Origin of the sequence: Moorena producens PAL-8-15-08-1, assembly GCF_001767235.1 — a bacterium.
Lineage (GTDB): Bacteria > Cyanobacteriota > Cyanobacteriia > Cyanobacteriales > Coleofasciculaceae > Moorena > Moorena producens_A.
Genome location: NZ_CP017599.1, coordinates 3,727,896 through 3,748,769, shown reverse-complemented (window position 1 = coordinate 3,748,769; position 20,874 = coordinate 3,727,896). Strand labels below are relative to the sequence as shown.

Here is a 20,874-nt window from a genome sequence, read left to right as displayed (position 1 = left end):
GTGTGGGGTGTGGGGTGTGGGGTGTGGGGAAAATAGAACGGAATTTGGAGTGACCCGGTGCGATTTCCGATCGGTCCGAAACCTGATTCAACCGTCCCTACCAACATGGCAATCTCGAGATCTTCCCCTACACCCGTCACCCCACACCCCACACCCAGTAAGGCTTTTAAGGCTGTTTGTCACCCCGTCAGACCTAACACCTAACACCTAACACCTTCTCACCACAAAAATTTTCCGGCTTAAGTTGATACGGAAAAAACCTTATTCAAAACCTTAATATAAGATGCTAAAAACTCTTCAACCCTCTCTAAGAGAAAACCAGCATACTCTCATTCGCAAACTTGCAAACTGTATTGAAGACCACTGGCAACATTACTTATCTCTGTCTCCCTACACTATACCAGAAGATCTCGGTTACGTGGAGGGAAATTTAGAAGGGGAGAAACTATTAATTGAAAATCGCTGTTATCAGACCCCCCAGTTTCGCAAGTTACACCTAGAGTTAGCAAAAGTAAGTCATCGCCTTGATATTCTCCACTGTGTTATGTTCCCCCACTCCAACTACAACTTGCCAATTTTCGGAGTTGATCTTGTGGGAGGAAAAAAGTTTATTAGTGCGGCTATTGTTGATCTGTCTCCCGTTACTACTGAGCGCATTTTACCGATATCCTACCGCAGTGTTTTAGCCAAACTACCCAAAATTAAGTTTTCTCAACACCGGGATTTACCTAAGTGGGGAGATATTTTTTCGGAATTTTGTATATTTGTGCGTCCTGCCGATGCTCAAGAAGAAGCGGCTTTCCTTGACCAAGTCAAGAATTTCTTGACTCTGCATTGTCAAATTGCGACCGCCATGATGCCGATTTCTTCTCCTTACCAGGAAGCTGAAATTTTGGCAGGACAACGCTACTACTGTACTCAGCAGCAGCATAATGACAAGACTCGAAGAATCTTAGAACAGTCTTTTGGTCAGCAATGGGCACAACGATATATAACTACAATGCTGTTTGATTCCCCTTGATTGGGTTTGGAGCTTAGGAAAATCTCCAACTGAAATTTCACGGGCAATAGAAGTCTTAAAGTTAACTTTTGTAAATTTTTAATAAAGTTTGATTACTTTAGATTACAGTAAAGTAGTTAACATTTGGCGTAGTCATGCAGTCTGCTGAGAAACCTCAAAGGCTTGAATCTCTTCTCAAAGCTGGATTCGAGCGCTCCTTTGAAGCAATTGCTATCGTTGGTGACAACGGTCAGTTCATAGAGGTGAACCCTGCTGTCTGTGATTTATTTGGTTTAGCAAGGGAGGAGTTGATTAATCAGTCCATTATTAATTTTTTAAAACTAGACCTCAATTGTGAACAAGCATGGCACCTCTTTTGGGAAAGAGGGCAAGAAATTGGGGAAGTTCAACTCCTCTGCCCAAATGGCACGACACGAGCAGTGGAGTATACATCAGTTATAGACTTGTCACCTGGTAATCACTTGTTGATTTTGCGGGACATTACCAAGCGCCGACAAGCAGCAAAAGAGGAACTCCAACGCCAACATCAGCGGGTAGAGTTATTCTCTGAAGTAACTCTCAAAATTCGCCAATCTTTGCAACTCAAGGAAATTCTACAAACTGCTGTTACAGAGGTCCAAAGAATTCTTCGGGCTGATCGAGTACTGATTTACCAAGTTTTTGCCAATGGAACAGGTAAAATCATTAGCGAAGCGACCTTACCGACATATCCGGCAATTCTCGACGTTGAGTTTCCCGAAGAAGTCTTTCCTGCAGAGTACCGAGAACTCTATGGTCAAGGTCGCACCCAAGCTTACGCTGATGTTCACAGCCCTGATGCCGCTTTGGCTGAGTGCTTAGTTGAGTTTCTGGATGAATGGCATGTCAAAGCGAAACTCGTTGTGCCGATCTTACAAAGCCTCAACTCCCATACAAACAGCCAAAATCGCCGAGTTAAACCCCAGAATCAACTTTGGGGTTTGCTGATTGCCCATCAGTGTCAGGCTGCTCGACCATGGAGTGAGTTTGAGGTTGAACTGATGCAACAGTTGGCAGACCAAATTGGCATTGCCCTGTCCCAAGCTCAACTGCTGGAAAATCTGGAAGAGATGGTTGCAGAACGGACAGCCGAGTTGAGGAAAGTAAACAGCAATCTGCAACAGGAAATCAATGATCGCCTTCAGGCAGAAGAAGCTTTGCGTCGTTCTGAAGAACAACTCCGCCTCATCACCAATGCACTGCCTGTTTTAATTGCCTACATTGACAAGGAACAGCGCTATCGCTTCAACAATCAAGCCTACAAAACCTGGTTGGGACTTTCCCCTTTAGAGGTGTCTGGATCTCACCTTCAGAAAGTCCATGGGAAAAAAGTCTATCAGCAGATTCGGGTCCATGTGGAGGCTGCCTTGTCAGGTCGGACAGTCACTTACGAACATGAAATGACCCTCAAAGATAGACGCACTCACTCTGTCAGCGTTACCTACATCCCTCATCTCAGCGAGGAGGAGGGTTTAGTCAAAGGTTTTTTTGCTTTAACAAGTGATATTAGCGATCGCAAAGCCATAGAACGGATGAAGGACGAGTTCATTTCAGTGGTCAGTCACGAACTCCGCACCCCTCTGGCCTCAATTCACGGTTCCCTGAAAATCCTGGCCACGGGAAAACTCGGTAAGCTCTCTGCCAAAGGACAGCGAATGCTGGAAATTGCCGACGAACAAACTGATCGCCTGGTGCGCTTAGTCAATAATGTCTTAGACCTACAGCGCATTGAGTCAGGTAAGGTGAATATGGACAAAAAAGCCTGCAATGCAGCTGACTTGATCAAAAAAGCAGTCCAGGCTATGCAAACAATGGCTACTGAACATGGGGTTAAGTTGGCAACCAAGTCCACCTCTTTCTCTGTTTGGGCTGACCCCGACTATATTGTCCAAACCTTGACTAATTTACTAAGCAACGCAATTAAGTTTTCACCTGCCAATAGCACAGTTTGGCTCTCTGCAATCACAGATAACGAGGTTAATAGAACCAAAAACCAGAAACAGCTGGGATGCTCTACAACTGCCTATGTCACATTTCAAGTCAAAGATCAGGGACAAGGCATCCCCAATAGCCAGCTCGAAAGTATCTTCGAGCGCTTCGAGCAAGTGGACTCATCTGATTCCCGTAAGAAAGGTGGAACAGGTCTGGGGCTAACGATTTGCCGCAAAATTATCCAGCAACACGGCGGCAAAATTTGGGCAGAGAGTTCCCTAGGTAAAGGCAGTACTTTTTATTTTACCCTACCAGCTTTAACGAAATAGGGGGAGTTTGAGGGGGCGAAATTCTCCCACCTGGCCTTTGGCCACGCTGCGCGAACGTCCAGGTGGGGGATGGATAGCCCTCTCAAAACCTTTGCTGATGAATTGACGATTTATCACAAATAACATATACTGATATATAGGTCGATAGCAAATGCAGAAAGAATGAGACATCAAGCCGTAAAGATCCGAATTTACCCCACACAAGAGCAAGTTCATATACTTGCTCAGCACTTTGGCTGTGCTCGTTGGTGGTGGAATTATGCTCTAAATCAGTGCATAGAAACCTACAAGGAAACCGGGAAAGGATTGTCTCGTTCTGCACTTAATGCTATGTTGCCAAAACTCAAAAAAGAAGAGAAAACCGTATGGCTAAAGGATTGTTACTCTCAGATTTTGCAATCGGTCAGTCTCAATCTTAGTCGTGCATATCAAAACTTTTTTGAAGGTAGAGCTAAATATCCTAAATTCAAGTCATATCATCACCGTCAATCAATCCAATATCCACAGTACGTAAAACAGGTAGGTGACTGTCTCAAATTTCCCGGAAAGTTGGGAGTTGTTAAAGCAATAATCCACCGACCATTAGATGGAGAAATCAAAACTGTCACAGTCAGCAAGACTCCTTCCGGTAAATACTATGCCTCTGTACTGATGGAATACGACTCGAACGACGTAAAGCCATCTATTGTTCGCGCAGCGTGGCCTACGGCCACAGGTAAAGTGATTGGTATCGATTTAGGTATTAAAGATTTTGCGATCACCTACGATGGTGAAAAAACTTCTAAATTTGGGAATCCCAAGCATTTAGCAAAGTACGAAAATAAACTAGCGAAAAAGCAGCGTATTGCTGCCCGAAAAAACAAAAGGAGCAATGGACGCAAAAAGGCCAAAAAGATTGTAGCTAAGGTATACGAACGGATTGGAAATGTCCGCCAAGACTACTTGCATAAGCTATCTAGAAAAATAGTTGACAATAACCAGGTAGTGGTAGTCGAAAACCTAAACGTCAAGGGCATGGTTCATAACCACAAATTAGCTAAAGCAATATCTGATATAAGTTGGGGAACTTTTGTTAATTTTCTTTCTTATAAATGCGAAAAAGAAGGAAAAGTACTAGTTGAGATAGATCGATGGTTTCCCAGTTCCAAAACCTGCTCTAATTGTCATTACCGAATCAAAGAGTTACCGCTACATGTAAGGTCTTGGGTTTGTCCAAGCTGTGGCACTCATCATGATAGAGATGGTAATGCGGCAAAGAATATTAGAGCAGAAGGGATCAGAATGCTATCCTCCTCTGGGACGGGGGAGGTCAACGCCAGTGGAGAAGAAGTAAGACCAAGACGTGGACGTCCGTCCAAGTTGAGGCATTCTTCCGTGAAGCTGGAAGCCACGACCTCAAAGAAGTAGGTCGTGGTAGTTCACAACAGCAAGAAGAAGATAACCATGAGTACTAAATGCATCTTGCTAATTGACGATGAAGAAACTATCCAGGAAGTGGTGCAAGTCGGTCTGGAACTTGAAACAGATTGGGAGGTACTAACCGCTTCTTCAGGTTTGGAAGGTATCGCTATGGCTAAAACTAAACTGCCAGACGCAATCTTGCTTGATGTAATGATGCCAGATATGGATGGAATCGCAACCTTTTCAAAGTTAAAAGCAAATTATAAAACCCAGTCAATTCCCGTTATTTTTCTGACGGCAAAGACTCAGATAGCAGAGCAACACCCGTTTAAAAAAATCGGGATTGCTGGTGTTATTATCAAACCCTTTAATTCTATAACTTTGGCTATTCAAATAGCAGAAATGTTGGAATGGAAGGTGTGATTTATTACTGTTGATCGTTTGTAGTTGTACACATGAGACTATTACTAGTGGAGGATGATGAGTCTTTAATTGATTTACTCAAAAACAGCCTTCCCAAGCAAAATTATGTGATTGATGCTGTCACTGACGGTGAACAGGGATGGGCCTATGGGTCAACTTATACCTACGACCTGATTGTACTGGACTTGTTGCTGCCAAAGGTTGACGGAATTAGTCTTTGTCAGCGTTTCCGCGCCAGTGGTTATCACATGCCTATCCTGTTACTAACATCATGCCATGCTAGTGTAGACAAGATTAGGGGGCTAGATGCTGGTGCCGATGACTATCTAACTAAGCCTTTTGATCTTGAGGAACTAGCAGCTCGCATGCGAGCTCTATTGCGTCGAGTAAACTCAAACTCTGTGCCTGTACTGAGTTGGGGTAGCTTGCAACTAGACCCGCGTAGCTGTAAAGTAACCTACGACACTCAGTTGCTCTCATTAACCGCCAAGGAATATGGGCTACTAGAGTTATTCCTGCGCCACAGCCATCATGTTTTTAGTACTGACGAAATTATAGACAATTTGTGGTCTTCGAAAGAATTTCCAGCGGAAGCAACCGTTAGATCTCATCTAAGAAAGCTACGCCGGAAATTAAGAATTGCTGGTGCTCCGGAGGATCTGATTGAAACAGTACATGGACTGGGATATAGACTAAAGTTGCAGCCAGACAATGCTGATTCTAAATCTACTACGGTAATCCAAGAAGAGATTACTGCCAATAACCACTCAAAACACCTCAAAGCGATCGCTGCAGCTTGGGAAAAGTACCGGGAAAAGAGCCGTAATCAATTGGCTATCTTAGAGCAAGTCCCTAGAGTTTTCTCAGAAGGGTCTCTGAGTTTTTCCCATCAAGAACAAGGGAGGTTGGCAGCTCATAGTTTAGCTGGAAACTTGGGTATTTTTGGTTTCTCAGAAGGGTCGCGCTTAGCGCGGGAACTTGAAGGGATTTTGCAAGGGGATACTGATTTGGGTGCTGAACAAATCTTCCACTTTCAGGTACTTTTAACCGCTCTGCGCGATGAACTAACCTAGGAAAATATAACTAGCTCACGGGGTGACAACAAAGCTCAAACCTAGATAGGTTTTAGGTTTTAGGTTTTAGGTTTTGGGTAAAATGAGCGCATCGGTGTCATTTGTATTTGCCAGCAATTGAAGCAATTTTTACCATACAATGTCAATGATAGTTTTAATCAATCCATCCCGCTTGGGCAATCTTCCCGCTTCACCTAACCCCTAAAACCTAACCCCTGTAATATTTTCAATTAGCTTGTCACCCCCTGAGCAGATATCCTCTCAATTCTTAATTCTGCATTCTCTCCTCCTTCAAGCACAATCGATCCAATAACTCCCTCGGAATTTTCTCAAAATCTTCCAACAAAAAATCCATAATCGCCAGATGGCGCAAGTGAACAGCAGTGGGAGGGTAATAGCGACGACTAGTGTTAAACCAGCCATTAACAGTGTGAGCGGAACAGGAGCAGATCAAAGCTATATCTTCCTGGGTTTCGTCCCACTTTTGATAAAACCGCTGGGGTGTCATGCCCAATTGGTAGTAACTATACAGTCGGATTAGAATTTTCTCTCGCTCCGTGATGGGATAGGGACACAAATTTTCCTGCTTCGGTTCCCTCTGTTGTCCAAGCTGCTCAAGACGCTCCATAGCTTCCTGATAATCGATGGGATGATGAAAGGATTGTTTTTTTGCCATTATGATAGAGTTACCTAAACTGTAGTTTGGGAGAGAGCCGCGCTTCGTAGTTGGTTGCTGGAAAGCGCGGCTCTTTTCGCCATGAATATATTATAAATAGTTGCTAGGTTTGTTGTCAAGTGTAAAATCAAAAAAATCTGAATAATTTACAATCTTTGTAATAATTAGTTACAATAAAATAGTTAGTTTGGTTAAAGATTTAGCTAATAGCAACATAAGGATAGTTTAAGACATAGTATTTTGGTTTAAAGGGAGCAGGGAGCAGAAAAAAATATGTCTTATATCATGTCCGGTTGAATACTTATACTTTGGGTAAAACAAGGCAGAGGGCAGAAGACAGAAGCGAATTCAACCTTCAACAACCTTCAACCTTCAACGGCGTTGCTGAATCTTTGAATGAATAGGAGTAGAGTGGGCATCTTGCCCGCCCCAAAAGATCAGGAACAGGCAAGATGCCTATTCCACAAAACTCTTAAAATCATTCCATTATTAAGCAACGCCCCTTTGGAGCCGCTAAAAGCGATCGCACCAGTAGCAAAAACCAACATCCCAATCCAAGCGCGTACGCTAAGCAAAACTAAGCCCACCGATCAGCTAAGTAAAGATATTCTGCGATCGCCCTTTGCTGCGCATAGCGATCCCATGAGCATGTCAACACAAAGATATCAAGAATAGTAGCGGTATGGATAAGTTTCAAGGAAAGCTCGTCAAAGGGTGGGATGATTCTGATATTGAAGAGATGGCGGCTGATGACTTCCAAGTTGAAATTCCCTATCCTCAGTATTTATCGGATAAATTTAAGAATCATTATGAAAATTGGGAGAAATTGATTGATTGAATTCTGACAATAATTCAGTTAGTTTAGCGTGCCACGTGAATATGTCAACATCTAATCCATTTTTACCGGATAACAACAAACCTCATCCATAGTATAATCTGAATAGATAAAAACAAGACAACTGTCGCTGCAGTTTAATTAGGTGCGAACGCCTTTGGCTGCGCATAGTGCATCGCACCAGGATGTCAACAACGAACCTTGCAAGAAAGTCCCTCAAATCCAGATGGAATAACCATGTGGATTTTAATGTGAGCGACTGTTTCGAGACATTCTCAAGCTGTTCGCTAAACCAATATGCAGGGCAGTGCTCTCCGCTCAACGATGCTTGAGTTTCGACTCTATAGCAATAGCGGTTTCTGTAACCATGCCATTCGATTGACAGCACCTTTCCTATCATTTCTGGCTTACCACGAAGGCGGACATAATCTCCAACCTTTATTTCGGTAGGTGGCTTACCTCCTTTGGTTTCCGGTGAAAATACTCGGCACTCTCTCCCGTAGAGCCTCCACCACGGGTCTACTCTTGAATTAGCTTGGTGGTCTAATTGACTCGCTCCAAGGGCAATTTTGTGTAGCATCTTGAGAACCTTGTTTATTTCTTGGGAGCCATGGTGCTATGCGCTAGAGAAGAAGGAACAGACAACAGGGAACAGCAGGCTGTGAAAGGGTTTCAGGATTTAGAAATGTACTAACCTAAACGCTTACTGTAGGATAACGCCTGATTTCAAAGGGTTTACTGCAACGTAGCCTCTCATAGCCCTACGGCTAGCAACAGGGATTATACGAGTTTAGTCCCCTTTAATTACTCCACCCCTACCACTCACATTCCGGACTGTTCGACTCTAGTCCTCCCTATATCGCTCACTACCATCCCAGTTCCCATTCCAAACGAAAACCCCCAACCAGAGCGATATCCAGCCAATGCACATTATGAGCCATTTTTTTCTTGCACTTACCCTGGGGATGTAGAGATGGGGCTTGGGTGTGCGATCAGCAAAGCTGCGCCAAAGGCGATGAAGCGTTCGCAAAGCGTGGCCTACGGCCTCAGCTTCCGCGCTTGTGCGATCGCAGCTGCACCCGGATCGGATAATCCAGGGGATGTAGAGATGGGATTTGGGTGTGCGATCGCGTAGCGTCTCTGTAGGAGAATTGATGTACCCATGATCGTTTATCCTGATGCTTGTGGTGCAGGACACCCCTCAAGGTTTTACATGAGGTTTTACATGAGATTTTACATGAGATTTATGAGGTTTTACATGAGGTTTGACATGAGATTTATGAGGTTTTACATGTGGTCGAATTAGAAGCGTTCTGAATAGTACCAATCCTTACACAGTTAGAGACCACCCGGCTTTTGTCGGGTTTTTTAATGGCTAATTTTTATCCTGATGCTTGTGCTGCAGGACACCCCTCAAGGTTAGACATGAGGTTTTACATGAGGTTTTACATGAGATTTTACATGAGATTTATGAGGTTTGACATGAGTTTTATGAGGTTTGACATGAGTTTTATGAGGTTTTACATGAGATTTATGAGGTTTGACATGAGTTTTATGAGATTTTACATGAGGTTTTACATGAGGTTTTACATGAGGTTTTATGGTTTTATATGAGGTTTATGATACTAAGAGATACTTATTAGGCTTAATATTATATTGTTCCAACTAAAAATTAGGAACTCGGGAGAATAGTTCAAAGTTGTGGAACAAATGAACTATATAAGAGGTGCTTGCCCTGTGCGTAGTGCTATACCATCATAGTAAGCTTAAACCATAGATGGGACTCTAGATATAGTACAAATGTTTTGCATAAGTGACATGCTCCCTGCAAAAACAACTCAGTTAGAGGTACAAATGAAATTAACAGAATTGAAAGTGTTAGGAGAAAACTTCATGTTTAGCAAACTCGTGAAATCTCTAGTAGCTATTGTAGTTGTTACGATTGTCTGTCTTAGTAATAGTATGCCTGCCCACGCTGCTGATATACGAAATGTTTTGTACTTAGATAACAATTCGTCTAGTACAGCAGTCCTTATAAACAAGGAACACGCTCTTGATTTGGGTGTTGTTGTACAACCTGGGCAAAAAGATAGTACAGGAGAAATGTGGACGCCCTGGTGTGATAGTCAGAGAGACCTGGGAGACAACCATTACCTTCAATTAACTATGAAAGGTGGTCTGCTTGGGGAAGATTGTGTTTATCAGATATTTCAAAGTGGTGATTATGTTTGGGTTACTCAAGACGTTGATTTTAGTCAAAAAGAACATGTTGGTGGAGACTATAATAGCGGAAAAGGTGAGTATACACTTATTGTGGAAGATGATTCAACAGAAGATAATTGCCCGTTTTATATCGAGTATGATAAGATATAATAATTCCTGGAGTTTAGACTGACTTAATTCAAACTGGAGTTTAGACTAAACGGTGCGATCGTAAGAGGAATCCACCTCACCGAGAGCCTATGGGGAGAATTGGTTGGCACAGATGTAAGTCTGTCAGATCGAGTGACCCAGGAGGGATCTCTCAAAGGAAGGTACAGCTATCTTGTGCTCCCTCGGGGGAAGACTTCCAAAAAGAAAAAAAGAGGTTCCGGCATCGCCGGAACCTCTTTTGTGTCAGAAGATGAGATGCGCACTCACACACCTGATCGGTACTCAGAAGCGGAACCCCTCTATCGTCAGGCACTAGAGATTGCTGTCCAGCAGTTAGGAGAGGATCATCCCAACACCCAAACTATTTCACGTAATTTAAGCAGACTATTAGACCAAAGTTGAGTCTCACTCCTCCTAAAACCCCAACTTCTGCACCGCCCTACGCTTAACCTCCTCCCCCCGCCGGTCATACTTAGCCGTAGTCACAGGAGAAGCATGGCCAGCTAACTTTTGGACGGTCACAATATCAATTCCAGCATCTAGCAAATCAGAGCAAAAGGTTCTGCGGAAATCATGGGGACTAAAGGATTCCACCCCAGCTTCTTTAGCCCGCTTCTGCAAAATCAACAACACGGCCTGAGGGGTCATAGTTCTGTACTGTATCTGCCCCCCTTTGCGTATTGGGCACAAGAGCGCTCCTGGTTGGTGACCTCTTGTGCTCAACCAATCATTTACAAACGCGATTCGGCAAAACCGACGCTTCGCTCCGGAAGCAAAGCTTTCGCTAAAAGCGATTCGGCAAAACCGACGCTTCGCTCCGGAAGCAAAGCTTCCGCTAAAAGCGATCGCGTTCACTGCTGTTCTAGCTGTAACGTCAAACGTGAGATTGAGAAGCCCACATTATAATCTTTGACTTGATATGGGAGTAGTCACGTGATGTATCCGAGAGTGGCAAAAGAGGGCTAAAAACACTACTTTTGCCAACCTTACGATTCATATGTTAGGCCAGATCAAAACGATCAGCATTCATCACCTTCGTCCAGGCTGCTACGAAGTCTTGCACCAACTTTTCTTGGCTGTCATCTTGCGCATAGACTTCAGCATAGGCACGAAGGATTGAGTTGGAGCCGAAGACAAGATCGACCCGTGTCGCTGTCCACTTAACCTGATTAGTCTGGCGATCGCAGATTTCATACAGATTCTGACCTACAGGTTTCCACAGGTAGTTCATATCCGTCAGGTTCACAAAGAAGTCGTTAGTCAAAGCACCTTCACGATCCGTGAATACGCCATGCTTTGTGCCCCCATAATTGGTCCCTAACACACGCATCCCACCGACTAACACAGTCATCTCGGGAGCCGTCAGTCCCATCAACTGCGTGCGATCAAGCATAAGCTCTTCCGCACTGACGGCATAGTCTTTCTTCAACCAATTGCGGTAGCCATCATGAATGGGTTCTAGCACGTCAAATGACTCTGCGTCGGTCATCTCATCCGTTGCATCCCCCCGCCCCGGAGAAAAGGGGACAGTAATTTCGAAGCCAGCGGCTTGAGCAGCTTGCTCGATACCTACGTTACCGGCCAAGACGATCACATCCGCTATGCTTGCCTTGGTCTCTGCTGCAATGCTTTCTAGAACAGTTAATACTTTTGCCAAACGAGCTGGCTCATTGCCTTCCCAATCCTTCTGCGGAGTCAGACGAATTCGCGCCCCATTTGCCCCACCGCGCTTGTCCGATCCGCGAAATGTACGAGCGCTGTCCCAAGCGGTACAAACCATTTCACTAACGCTCAGACCGCTTACTGCAATGCGTTCCTTTACGGCTTGAATATCGTAATCAGTATTCCCGGCTGGAATAGGATCTTGCCAGATCAGATCCTCTTCTGGAACATCGGGGCCAATATAGCGAGTCTTTGGCCCCATATCTCGGTGGGTCAGTTTGAACCATGCCCGTCTGAAGACATTACTGAAATATTCAGGATCGTTGTAGAACCGCTCGGAAATCTTTCGATACTTTGGGTCCATCTTCATGGCCATATCGGCGTCGGTCATTACAAGGTTGCCGCGAACCGTCGGATCTGCAACATTGACGGGCTTGTCTTCTTCCTTCGGGTCAATCGGTTCCCATTGCCACGCACCTGCTGGACTCTTCTTTAGTTCCCAGTCATAGTTGAGCAGCATATGAAAATAACCATTATCCCACAGGGTCGGCTGAGGCGTCCAGGCCCCTTCTATACCACTGGTAACGGTGTTGTGACCAATACCCTGACCAGTATTGTTCACCCACCCCAAGCCCTGGTCTTGGATATCTGCCCCTTCGGGTTCCATGCCCAGCAACCCGGGATCACCGTTACCGTGACATTTGCCCACCGTATGCCCCCCAGCTGTAAGAGCTACGGTTTCTTCGTCGTTCATCGCCATACGGGCAAAGGTAACGCGCACGTCATTGGCGGTTTTGATAGGGTCGGGATTGCCATCTACACCCTCGGGATTAACATAAATCAACCCCATTGTTACCGCAGCCAGTGGATTTTCTAGCTTTCGCTCATCAGAATAGCGGCTGTGGTTGTTATCGCTGGGGGCAAGCCATTCCTTTTCTGGCCCCCAGTAAATATCTTTTTCGGGATGCCAGATATCTTCTCGACCAAAGGCGAAACCAAAGGTTTTTAGTCCCATGGATTCGTAGGCGATCGTGCCAGCATAGGTAATCAAATCGGCCCAACTAAGCTGGCTTCCATACTTCTTCTTTATCGGCCAGAGTAGACGGCGTGCCTTGTCTAGGTTGGCGTTGTCTGGCCAGGAGTTGAGTGGCGCAAAACGTTGATTACCTGTCCCCGCACCGCCACGACCATCCGCAATCCGGTAGGTTCCGGCTGCGTGCCAGGTCATACGGATCATCAGACCACCATAGTGACCCCAATCCGCTGGCCACCAATCTTGGCTGTCGGTCATCAGCGCATGTAGGTCTTGTTTTAGTGCAGCCACATCAAGTTTTTTTACCGCCTCCCGATAGTTAAAGTCCACTCCCATCGGATCAGTTTTGCGATCATGCTGACTCAAAATATCGAGATGAAGTGCCTTCGGCCACCACTCCATCTCTGACATACTATTTGTTGTTACACTACCGTGTATCACCGGACATTTACCACCAGTGGTTGTCATGATTCTTGACTCTCCTGAAGTGTTTTCATTGAAAACAGAAGTTGCCGTCTTTTGTTTTCAGTGAGCTTAAACATAATATGCATTTTTGTAGAAAACAATTACTTACCAAAAGGTGCGTAACCCAGTAATATGGTAACTCCCCAGGCTTATCAGAGACAATTTTGAAGATGATTTAACAATGACCGCTTACTTTTAGACCTTTGTTACAATACTACCTTGGCGCTTCCCCAGTAGCATATTCGTAGGATTTCTTAACGATGGACTTGACTGTCTCCAGCTCTTCGTCGTCCCGTGGTGAAAACACCATTACTAGTCCTACAGGATATAGGCATTGTTTGACCAAGTAATGATCCTCTGCTCCATAAAACCTGTACAAAGCGTCACTTCGCGATACTTTGTGTGTTTATTTCCTGCTTCAACGGGGGCATAGGAGCGGTTAACCCTCCACAGGCTTACGAGTCGAGCCGTACTCGTTATAGCGTTCTAGGTTCACTGAGGCATTCCAATCCCGGTCGATTTTGTTCCCGCAACAATCACAGCTATAAACCCTCTGCGATAAAGGCATTGGCTGTTGATTTCCACAGTTAGAACATAATTGACTAGATGGAAAGAACCTGTCAGCCACTACTAACTTTGTTCCGTAGCGTTCACATTTATAGGTCAATTGCCGTCTGGCTTCATGCAGTCCTAAATCACCGATTGCTTTAGCTAATTTGTGATTCGCCATCATCCCTGAAACATTCAAATCTTCAATCACAACTTCGCCGTGGTTTTTAGCGATATAAGTTGTCATTTTATATAGGTGCGCTTTCCGTTGGCGAATTAAATTCGCCACGGGTCGCACCTGAAGATAGTCTTTTCGGAGATTAGCCACTCGATGGTGGAATTTTTGTACTTCAAGCTGGGTTTTTAAGTAATTCTGAGAGCCTCTTTCTTTTTTAGATAATTTCCGTTGAACTCTAGATAATTTCCGTTGAGCGTTGCGGTAAGGCTTAAGTCCTTCAAACTCAACACCAGAGCTTAATACAGCTAGGGTTTTTATTCCAAAATCCACACCAACTCTTTCTCGTTCTTTAAGTGTTGGTTCAAAGGTCTTTTCCATGGAGAAGCTAATATACCACTCCCCGGCTTTTTTGTAGATTGTGACTTTTTTAGTTAGACAATCTGGTAGGGGTTCAAACGTTCTAACCTGCTTCAGGAAGGGTAAGTTATGAATTAGTCCACCTAATCGAATCGGTCTCCCTGAATTATCGATAGTAAAGCGATCATTTTTACCCTTGCATTTGAATCTAGGGTACTTACCCCATCCTTTGAAAAACCTTTTGAATGCTTCCCCTAAATTGATGAACGCATATTGGTAAACTTTTGAGGATAATTCCCTCATCCAGGGATACTCAGGTTTGACATGGTTGGTAAATAACCGCTTTAGGGTTTTAATGTTAGGCTTTAACCCTTCATTGTAGGCATCTTTCCACATCCCTAAACCCCAGTTGTACACCCACCGACTAAAACCAGCGTGTTTGGCCATCAACGTTTTTTGACGGTTGTTAAGCTTCAGTTTTGTCGTGTAAGAGTGATTGGGAGCCATAGCGTGTTAGCCTGTTATTACCTAGTATTATACCAACAAAACCCCTCAATGAGCAAGGGCGAATACTGGTTAAAAGTAAGGCTTTCACAACATGAACACGGTCAGCTACAAAGCTCGAACGCAGACGTCAATGGTTGGTCTATGTCTCAGGCGGCGAATATATCCGCAAGCTACCGAAAACAGACGCAAAGTAACGCTAACTATTTACTAAGTCCCCACTCCTGTTCTACGGAAATAAGCTGAAATCCTTCTTTATAAGGAGACGTCTAAATCGAAAACCTGGCAATCCATCCACGTTGGACAAATTGCGGTAATTCAGATGCTACATCAATAGCTAATTCATCAGCAGCCAGGTCTTGACAAATGGCTTCAAATCGATTGTCCCCTTGAAAAGCTTTCAGCAGTTGCCATTCTGCTTTTGTTGGCAGCTCAATGCGCATATCATAACCATTGCGCCAGAGGAATAGTTGTATCCCCCCTTCATCCAAATTGACTTGCTGATCACCTTCGTATTCAGGCTGATTAACTTCCCAAATGCGATGGATCGGGTAAGCCGACTCGATCAGAACACTATTTTTAGGTAAATGGAAAATCAGTTCTCCCCATTTGTCTTGGGGAACTGTACTCAATGCTTGGACATCTAACTTGGTAGCTTCTTCACCATTAAACACCCGATGCCAGTGCCACTCTAACCGCGCTACATCTGGTAAATAGGGTAACTGTTTGGCTGGCTCAAAATTGGCCAGAAAATCAGGAAAGTGCTCACCATAATCTCCTAAATCCATTGATAGAGAAGGAAAGCGTTGGATATAGCTTCTCGCTGTTCCCTCAAAAAATTTCTCTCCCACCAAACAACAGCAGACTGGATAAATTGACATTAAGGTTTGGCTCAGGTTGCCTAGGACACTGCTACGATAAATGGCTAACCCTTCAGCAGGAGTCAATTGTTTAGCTGCTTTGATGTGTTGAGCAAGGGTTTGTGTACTGGCAGGATTATTTTCAAAAACAGCATCGTAAAATAACTGTTGTAGTGTCCTTAATTCCATGATTATATCGGTTTTTAAGGTTATAGCAAAGGGAACAGGGAACAGGGAGTAGGGAGTAGGGAGTAGCGATGCAGCGCGGTCTTGGGGGTTTCCCCCATGAGCGACTGCATCAAGACGGGAGTAGGGAATAGGGAATAGGGAACAGGGAACAGTAGTAAAGAGCTCCGAATAGTTTTTGATGTTATAGCGCTACGCGCAAGGCAAGAGGCAAGAGGCATGCATGCTAAAGTTTACTACAAAAGCTTTTCAGCTTGTATTAATGTCCTAACCTTAATGGGTAGTGCTATATGAGAAATCAGCAAGATTGTTCATGACCTATTTAGAAATGCTATATATAGGTATCCTAAATAAATTGTGATAATTTTTGTTCCGAAGTTCCCGACTCCCGACTCCCGACTCCCGACTCCCGACTGCCTGTTCCCTGTTCCCTGTTCCCTGTTCCCTTTGTTATACTTACCTGATCTAAATACTCCTGAGCTTTACTAGCTTGAGTCATTAATACCTCAAAAGCTGGGATATCAGTATCCCATTCAATCAGAGTAGGCACTGGACCAAAGCGCTCTAATGTTGCTTGATACAATTGCCACACTGGAGGATGAACAGGATAACCGTGGGTATCATATAGATAGTCTTCCCGTTCTTCATACCCTGCTAAGTGAATTTGTTTGACCCTGGTTGCTGGTATTGTATTCAGGTAATCAAGGGGGTCAAATCCTTGATTAGTAGCAGTGACATAAAGATTGTTGACATCTAGCAGCAAGTAACAATCTGCTTTTTCTAACAATTGTTGAATAAATACCCATTCTGGCATGGTTGAATCTGTGAAACTCACGTAAGCCGATGGGTTTTCTATCAAAATGCGACAACCTAGAAATTCCTGAGCTTGCAATATCCGTTGGGCTACATGTTCCATCACCGCTTCGGTATAAGGAAGAGGAATTAAATCGTTAAGATAGTGACCGTTAACGGAAATCCAGGATAGGTGATCGGAAATGTATGCTGGTTCAATCTGCTGGGCTAACTCTTTTAAATTTGTCAAATACTCTAAATCTAAAGGGTCGGTTGACCCCAAAGACATACCGACGCCATGTAACGTAACGGGATAGTTTTGGCGGACTTTTTCTAAAAAGTGGAGTGGTAAACCCTGAGACGTTAAATAATTATCTAATAATACCTCAAACCAAGGTATAGTATGTTTATGAGTAAGGATATCTTGATAATGGGCGGAGCGTAAACCGATTCCAGCACCGTTAATTGAAGCTGAAGGAAGGTGAGTTGTCATAGCATTGTTTTCATGACATTGTTTTCATGGCATTATTTTTAGGATTTATCCATGGTAGTGGTAAGGTATCAGCACGAAGCATTTCAGCTGAATCTAATTCCCCCCTTTCTTAAGGGGGGTTAGGGGGGATCGGTATGCATAACCCTACTCAGCTGAATCTAATTCCCCCCTTTCTTAAGGGGGGTTAGGGGGGATCGGTATACATAACCCTACTCAGCTGAATCTAATTCCCCCCTTTCTTAAGGGGGGTTAGGGGGGATCTGTGTACATAACCCTACTCAGCCATGATTCATAAGCTGATAGCTGAGTGCCCAGCCTGCTGATAGCTTGGTTTAATTGGCTTGCGCACTCTCGGTTGGCTTTTCAGTTTCCTGGCTGGAGGTTGGTTCTCCTACAATCGTGGCACCAACAATCTTTTTGCAAGTGCCTTCAGGAACGTAGATCCACTCTTCGGGATCGCTATCTACCTTAGCCATCCCGCCGCAATCATGCTTGCTGGTGCCACAATCGTTCTGACCCGCCTTAACGATACCAGCACATTTTTCCATTCCTTCCTTACCGGCCAAGGCGTTTTCAGATGCTACACCTAAACCTAGAGCCAAGACACTAGTCAAGGCAGCGCTCACCATTACAGTTTTTTTCATATCTTTCATGACATAACTCTCCCGAATATCAGAACTGACTCGTAAGTCCGTAGACAGAATTAACCTAAAACAGTGTTGGTTTAATTCCAATCTATGTAATTATTATTTAAAGTATTTAACCTATCTTAACCGAGTCTTTGAAAAGTATGAGATAACCCTGAGAAAGTTATTAAAATAGGATAGAAAATTTGAAAACCTTTGGAAACAAAGGACTTAAGCTATCAGCTATCAGCTTTTTGTTGTAAATCTATCACTCCCGCAAGTGTGGGAAGTGTGGGGAGATGGGGAGATGGGGAGATGGGGAGATGGGGGAGATTTTTATTAAGCGATGCAGCGCGGTCTTGGGAAGGCAGCGCGGTCTTGGGGGTCTCCCCCATGAGCGACTGCCGTGGTTTCCCCCATGAGCGACTGCATCAAGACAGGGTAACTATCATAACATGATATTAGCCTTCTATTGTGCTAAGTGTTTTTGCCAAAGTGAGATGCACCCACTAATGCTCTTGTAGTGACTCATAGCTCTATCATTGTCAATCACCCTTTCCAGAAGAAACCATTTTTTGAGGTTCAACCGTAATAATAGTTTCCTCGTAAGCGTGAGGTACATCTGAAGTTTCTGCCCTGCTCCGAGAACCGCTGCTCCCTGCTCCCTGCTCCCTGCTCCCTGTTCCCTAAAACCAATAACAAAAGTACCTCACCCACTTGAAAAATGTAAGATGTGGCAACCACTAAAACAACAACTATGGGAATGGCGCGGTGTTCTAATTACTACACCGGTGGTGGCTGGAATTGCGATCGCATTCAGGCTACTCGGCTGGTTACAGCCTTACGAACTAGCGGCTCTCGACCAATACTTTTGTTGGCGTCCGAAGGAACCTACAGATGAACGGATTGTGATTGTGGCTATGAGTGAGGCAGATTTAAAGGGTGCTGGACGGTGGCCAATCACTGATCGGATGCTTGCCCGACTTTTAGACAAAATCAAAGCTCAAAATCCTGCAGCCATTGGTCTTGACCTGTATCGGGATTTTCCAGTTGAACCCGGTCATGGTGAGTTACGCAGGGTGTTTGAAACCACACCCAACTTAGTTGGTATCGAATACATCGATCAAGACAACCCTGACAATTCCGTGGCTCCTCCACCGATTCTCAGTGAACGTGGTCTCGTAGGTGCCAATAATGTCGTAAATGATATGGATGGTATCCTGCGGCGCAGCTTACTTTCTTTGAAAATAAATGATGGCGTACAGCCCTCCTTTAGTATGCTCCTAGCGGAGATTTATCTAGAGTCAAAAAACCTTTTTCCTGAACCATTACAGCAAGATCCCAGAATTTTCCAGTGGGGCAAGGCCATGTTTCGCCCTTTGGCCAGCAATGATGGCGGTTATGTGGGAATCGATGATGGCGGTTACCAGATTTTCTTGAACTATCGCGGAGCAGCGGGAACCTTCCCCATGGTAACCATGACCGACATTCTGGAAGATAACATTCCAGATGACTTGATCAATGATTCCATCGTTTTAATTGGTGCAACTGCGGTCAGTTTAAATGACTTTTTCTACACCGCCTACAGTAATGACACTACCATCCGGGAGTCAACGGCTGGTGTGGAAGTCCAAGCTAACATGGTCAGCCAAATTATTAGTGCTGTGGAAAATGGTCGTCCCTTGCTCAAAACCTGGTCTGAGCCTGTGGAAATCCTGTGGATTGTAGGCTGGTCTGTCGTTGGTGCGATTCTAACTTGGAAATGGCGCTATCTTGGGGGTCTCGGAGGGCTGTCATTGAGGAGAACTGCGATTACCGTGGTGGCCACAGGGACATTATTCGGAAGTACCTATGGAGCGTTTTTGGGGGGTTGGTGGCTCCCGGTGATACCGCCATTGTTAGCCTTAAGTGGGTCTGCAATTGCCATCACAGCTTACGTTGCTAGCACTGTTAAAGAGATTCGTCACACCTTTGGACGTTACCTAACTGACCAAGTGGTGGCGGATTTGCTGGAGAACCCAGACAAACAAAAACTCGGGGGTGAAAACCGGAAAATCACGATCTTGACCTCTGATTTAAGAGGCTTCACTGCCATCTCAGAACGGTTACATCCCCAAGAGGTGGTCAAAATCCTCAACATCTATTTGGGTCACATGGCGGATGTGATTACTGCTTATCAAGGAACTATCGACGAGTTCATGGGGGATGGGATTTTAGTGCTTTTTGGTGCTCTCACCCTCCAAGAGGATGATGCCCACAGAGCAGTGGCTTGTGCCCTAGCGATGCAGTTAGCCATGACTAGTGTCAATGAAGAAATCGAGCAGTTGGGCTATCCAAAACTGGAAATGGGCATCGGTATCAATACCGGTGTGGTTGTGCTTGGGAATATTGGTTCCGAAAAACGCACCAAATATAGTGTCATTGGCAGCGCCGTTAACCTGGCTTACCGGATCGAATCTTATACAACTGGTGGTCAAGTTATGATTTCTTCTTCCACTTTGGAAGAAACTGGCGAATGCTTAAGAATTGACGGTCAAATACAGGTAAAACCCAAGGGAATTAAACAGCCAATTACTATCTATGAAGTGGGTGGAATTCGGCATAATTATAACCTATTTTTACCCAAACAGCAAGAAACGTTTTTCCAGGTTAACCAAAAAATTGAGCTACAATTTAATTATGCTTTTCTAGATGGAAAGCATATCAGTAATTCCGTCTACACTGGACGTTTAGTAGAGATTTCAAGTAAGGGAGCTAAGCTTCGTGCTAACAGCAGCGAAATCTCTGCTATCCCTGAGGCACTCAGTAATATTAAGCTCAACTTACTCGATCCAGATAATGTGAACCAACCCAGTGAGGACATCTACGCCAAGGTTTTAGAAAAAACAGCAGAACCGGGAAGTTTTTACATCCGGTTAACTGCTGTCCCTCCGGAGATATCAGCAAAACTAGAATCTATATACCAGTCAGTAATCAGGAATTGATCCTAAGTTCTGTGAAGTCTAATTTAGTCACCGTTGAGTTGGCTCAAGGGTTTCGGGTATAAAAAGTTACCTGGTTCCAGGCAATTTGGTCTAATTTCAAGTCT

19 protein-coding genes are annotated in these 20,874 nt (G+C 44.4%); 10 read left to right on the top strand and 9 right to left on the bottom strand.

What is annotated here, in order from left to right; all coding sequences use genetic code 11:
* The first annotated feature begins 283 nt into the window (after positions 1-283).
* The 5 genes from BJP34_RS13975 (at position 284) to BJP34_RS13955 (ending at position 6,197) form a co-directional block, all read left to right on the top strand.
* Positions 284-1,021 (top strand): phycocyanobilin:ferredoxin oxidoreductase, encoded by a 738-nt coding sequence (locus BJP34_RS13975; protein WP_070392876.1) that lies wholly within the window; start codon positions 284-286, stop codon positions 1,019-1,021.
* Between the two features lie 134 nt (positions 1,022-1,155).
* Entirely contained in the window at positions 1,156-3,300 is a 2,145-nt protein-coding gene (locus tag BJP34_RS13970) for an ATP-binding protein (RefSeq protein WP_070392875.1), read from the top strand.
* Positions 3,301-3,462: 162 nt separating this feature from the next.
* Positions 3,463-4,707: an RNA-guided endonuclease InsQ/TnpB family protein gene (locus BJP34_RS13965; protein ID WP_070392874.1), complete on the top strand. Its 1,245-nt coding sequence runs from the start codon at positions 3,463-3,465 to the stop codon at positions 4,705-4,707.
* Positions 4,708-4,743: 36 nt separating this feature from the next.
* Positions 4,744-5,124, top strand: coding sequence for a response regulator (locus BJP34_RS13960; RefSeq protein ID WP_070392873.1), 381 nt, complete (start codon positions 4,744-4,746; stop codon positions 5,122-5,124).
* 32 nt (positions 5,125-5,156) lie between these two features.
* Positions 5,157-6,197 (top strand): response regulator, encoded by a 1,041-nt coding sequence (locus BJP34_RS13955; RefSeq protein ID WP_070392872.1) that lies wholly within the window; start codon positions 5,157-5,159, stop codon positions 6,195-6,197.
* Positions 6,198-6,465: 268 nt separating this feature from the next.
* On the opposite strand, the gene BJP34_RS13950 is transcribed toward BJP34_RS13955, so the two are convergent.
* A complete protein-coding gene (locus tag BJP34_RS13950; protein WP_083305162.1) occupies positions 6,466-6,873 on the bottom strand; it encodes a hypothetical protein in 408 nt (135 codons plus the stop codon).
* A gap of 420 nt (positions 6,874-7,293) precedes the next feature.
* Between BJP34_RS13950 and BJP34_RS13945 the strand changes: the two genes are divergently transcribed.
* Together BJP34_RS13945 and BJP34_RS43240 are read left to right on the top strand one after the other, a co-directional pair.
* A complete protein-coding gene (locus tag BJP34_RS13945; RefSeq protein WP_149030971.1) occupies positions 7,294-7,548 on the top strand; it encodes a hypothetical protein in 255 nt (84 codons plus the stop codon).
* Between the two features lie 7 nt (positions 7,549-7,555).
* Positions 7,556-7,711: a hypothetical protein gene (locus tag BJP34_RS43240; RefSeq protein WP_158517201.1), complete on the top strand. Its 156-nt coding sequence runs from the start codon at positions 7,556-7,558 to the stop codon at positions 7,709-7,711.
* A gap of 82 nt (positions 7,712-7,793) precedes the next feature.
* Here the strand turns inward: BJP34_RS43240 and BJP34_RS13940 are convergent, their stop codons facing one another.
* Complete coding sequence (locus tag BJP34_RS13940) at positions 7,794-8,288, bottom strand: hypothetical protein (RefSeq protein WP_070392870.1); 495 nt, start codon at positions 8,286-8,288, stop codon at positions 7,794-7,796.
* A 458-nt stretch (positions 8,289-8,746) separates the two neighbouring features.
* Entirely contained in the window at positions 8,747-8,872 is a 126-nt protein-coding gene (locus BJP34_RS48845) for a hypothetical protein (RefSeq protein ID WP_267876563.1), read from the bottom strand.
* Positions 8,873-9,562: 690 nt separating this feature from the next.
* Between BJP34_RS48845 and BJP34_RS13930 the strand changes: the two genes are divergently transcribed.
* Positions 9,563-10,081, top strand: coding sequence for a hypothetical protein (locus BJP34_RS13930; protein WP_149030970.1), 519 nt, complete (start codon positions 9,563-9,565; stop codon positions 10,079-10,081).
* A gap of 132 nt (positions 10,082-10,213) precedes the next feature.
* A complete protein-coding gene (locus BJP34_RS46015) occupies positions 10,214-10,483 on the top strand; it encodes a tetratricopeptide repeat protein (protein WP_193431323.1) in 270 nt (89 codons plus the stop codon).
* 12 nt (positions 10,484-10,495) lie between these two features.
* Here the strand turns inward: BJP34_RS46015 and BJP34_RS13920 are convergent, their stop codons facing one another.
* The 6 genes from BJP34_RS13920 to BJP34_RS13895 form a co-directional block, all read right to left on the bottom strand.
* Positions 10,496-10,936 carry a tyrosine-type recombinase/integrase gene (locus BJP34_RS13920; protein WP_324611057.1) on the bottom strand — a complete coding sequence of 147 codons (441 nt, stop codon included), beginning with the start codon at positions 10,934-10,936 and terminating at the stop codon, positions 10,496-10,498.
* Positions 10,937-11,081: 145 nt separating this feature from the next.
* Positions 11,082-13,244 carry a catalase/peroxidase HPI gene (katG, locus tag BJP34_RS13915; protein ID WP_070392866.1) on the bottom strand — a complete coding sequence of 721 codons (2,163 nt, stop codon included), beginning with the start codon at positions 13,242-13,244 and terminating at the stop codon, positions 11,082-11,084.
* Positions 13,245-13,680: 436 nt separating this feature from the next.
* Positions 13,681-14,832: an RNA-guided endonuclease InsQ/TnpB family protein gene (locus tag BJP34_RS13910; protein ID WP_070392865.1), complete on the bottom strand. Its 1,152-nt coding sequence runs from the start codon at positions 14,830-14,832 to the stop codon at positions 13,681-13,683.
* Positions 14,833-15,098: 266 nt separating this feature from the next.
* Entirely contained in the window at positions 15,099-15,878 is a 780-nt protein-coding gene (locus BJP34_RS13905) for a DNA-binding domain-containing protein (protein ID WP_070392864.1), read from the bottom strand.
* A 343-nt stretch (positions 15,879-16,221) separates the two neighbouring features.
* Entirely contained in the window at positions 16,222-17,160 is a 939-nt protein-coding gene (locus BJP34_RS13900) for a DUF692 domain-containing protein (RefSeq protein ID WP_070392863.1), read from the bottom strand.
* A gap of 332 nt (positions 17,161-17,492) precedes the next feature.
* A complete protein-coding gene (locus tag BJP34_RS13895) occupies positions 17,493-17,894 on the bottom strand; it encodes a DUF2282 domain-containing protein (RefSeq protein ID WP_070392862.1) in 402 nt (133 codons plus the stop codon).
* A 623-nt stretch (positions 17,895-18,517) separates the two neighbouring features.
* Between BJP34_RS13895 and BJP34_RS13890 the strand changes: the two genes are divergently transcribed.
* Positions 18,518-20,770, top strand: a complete 2,253-nt coding sequence (locus BJP34_RS13890) for a CHASE2 domain-containing protein (RefSeq protein WP_070392861.1) — start codon at positions 18,518-18,520, stop codon at positions 20,768-20,770.
* Positions 20,771-20,874 lie beyond the last annotated feature (104 nt).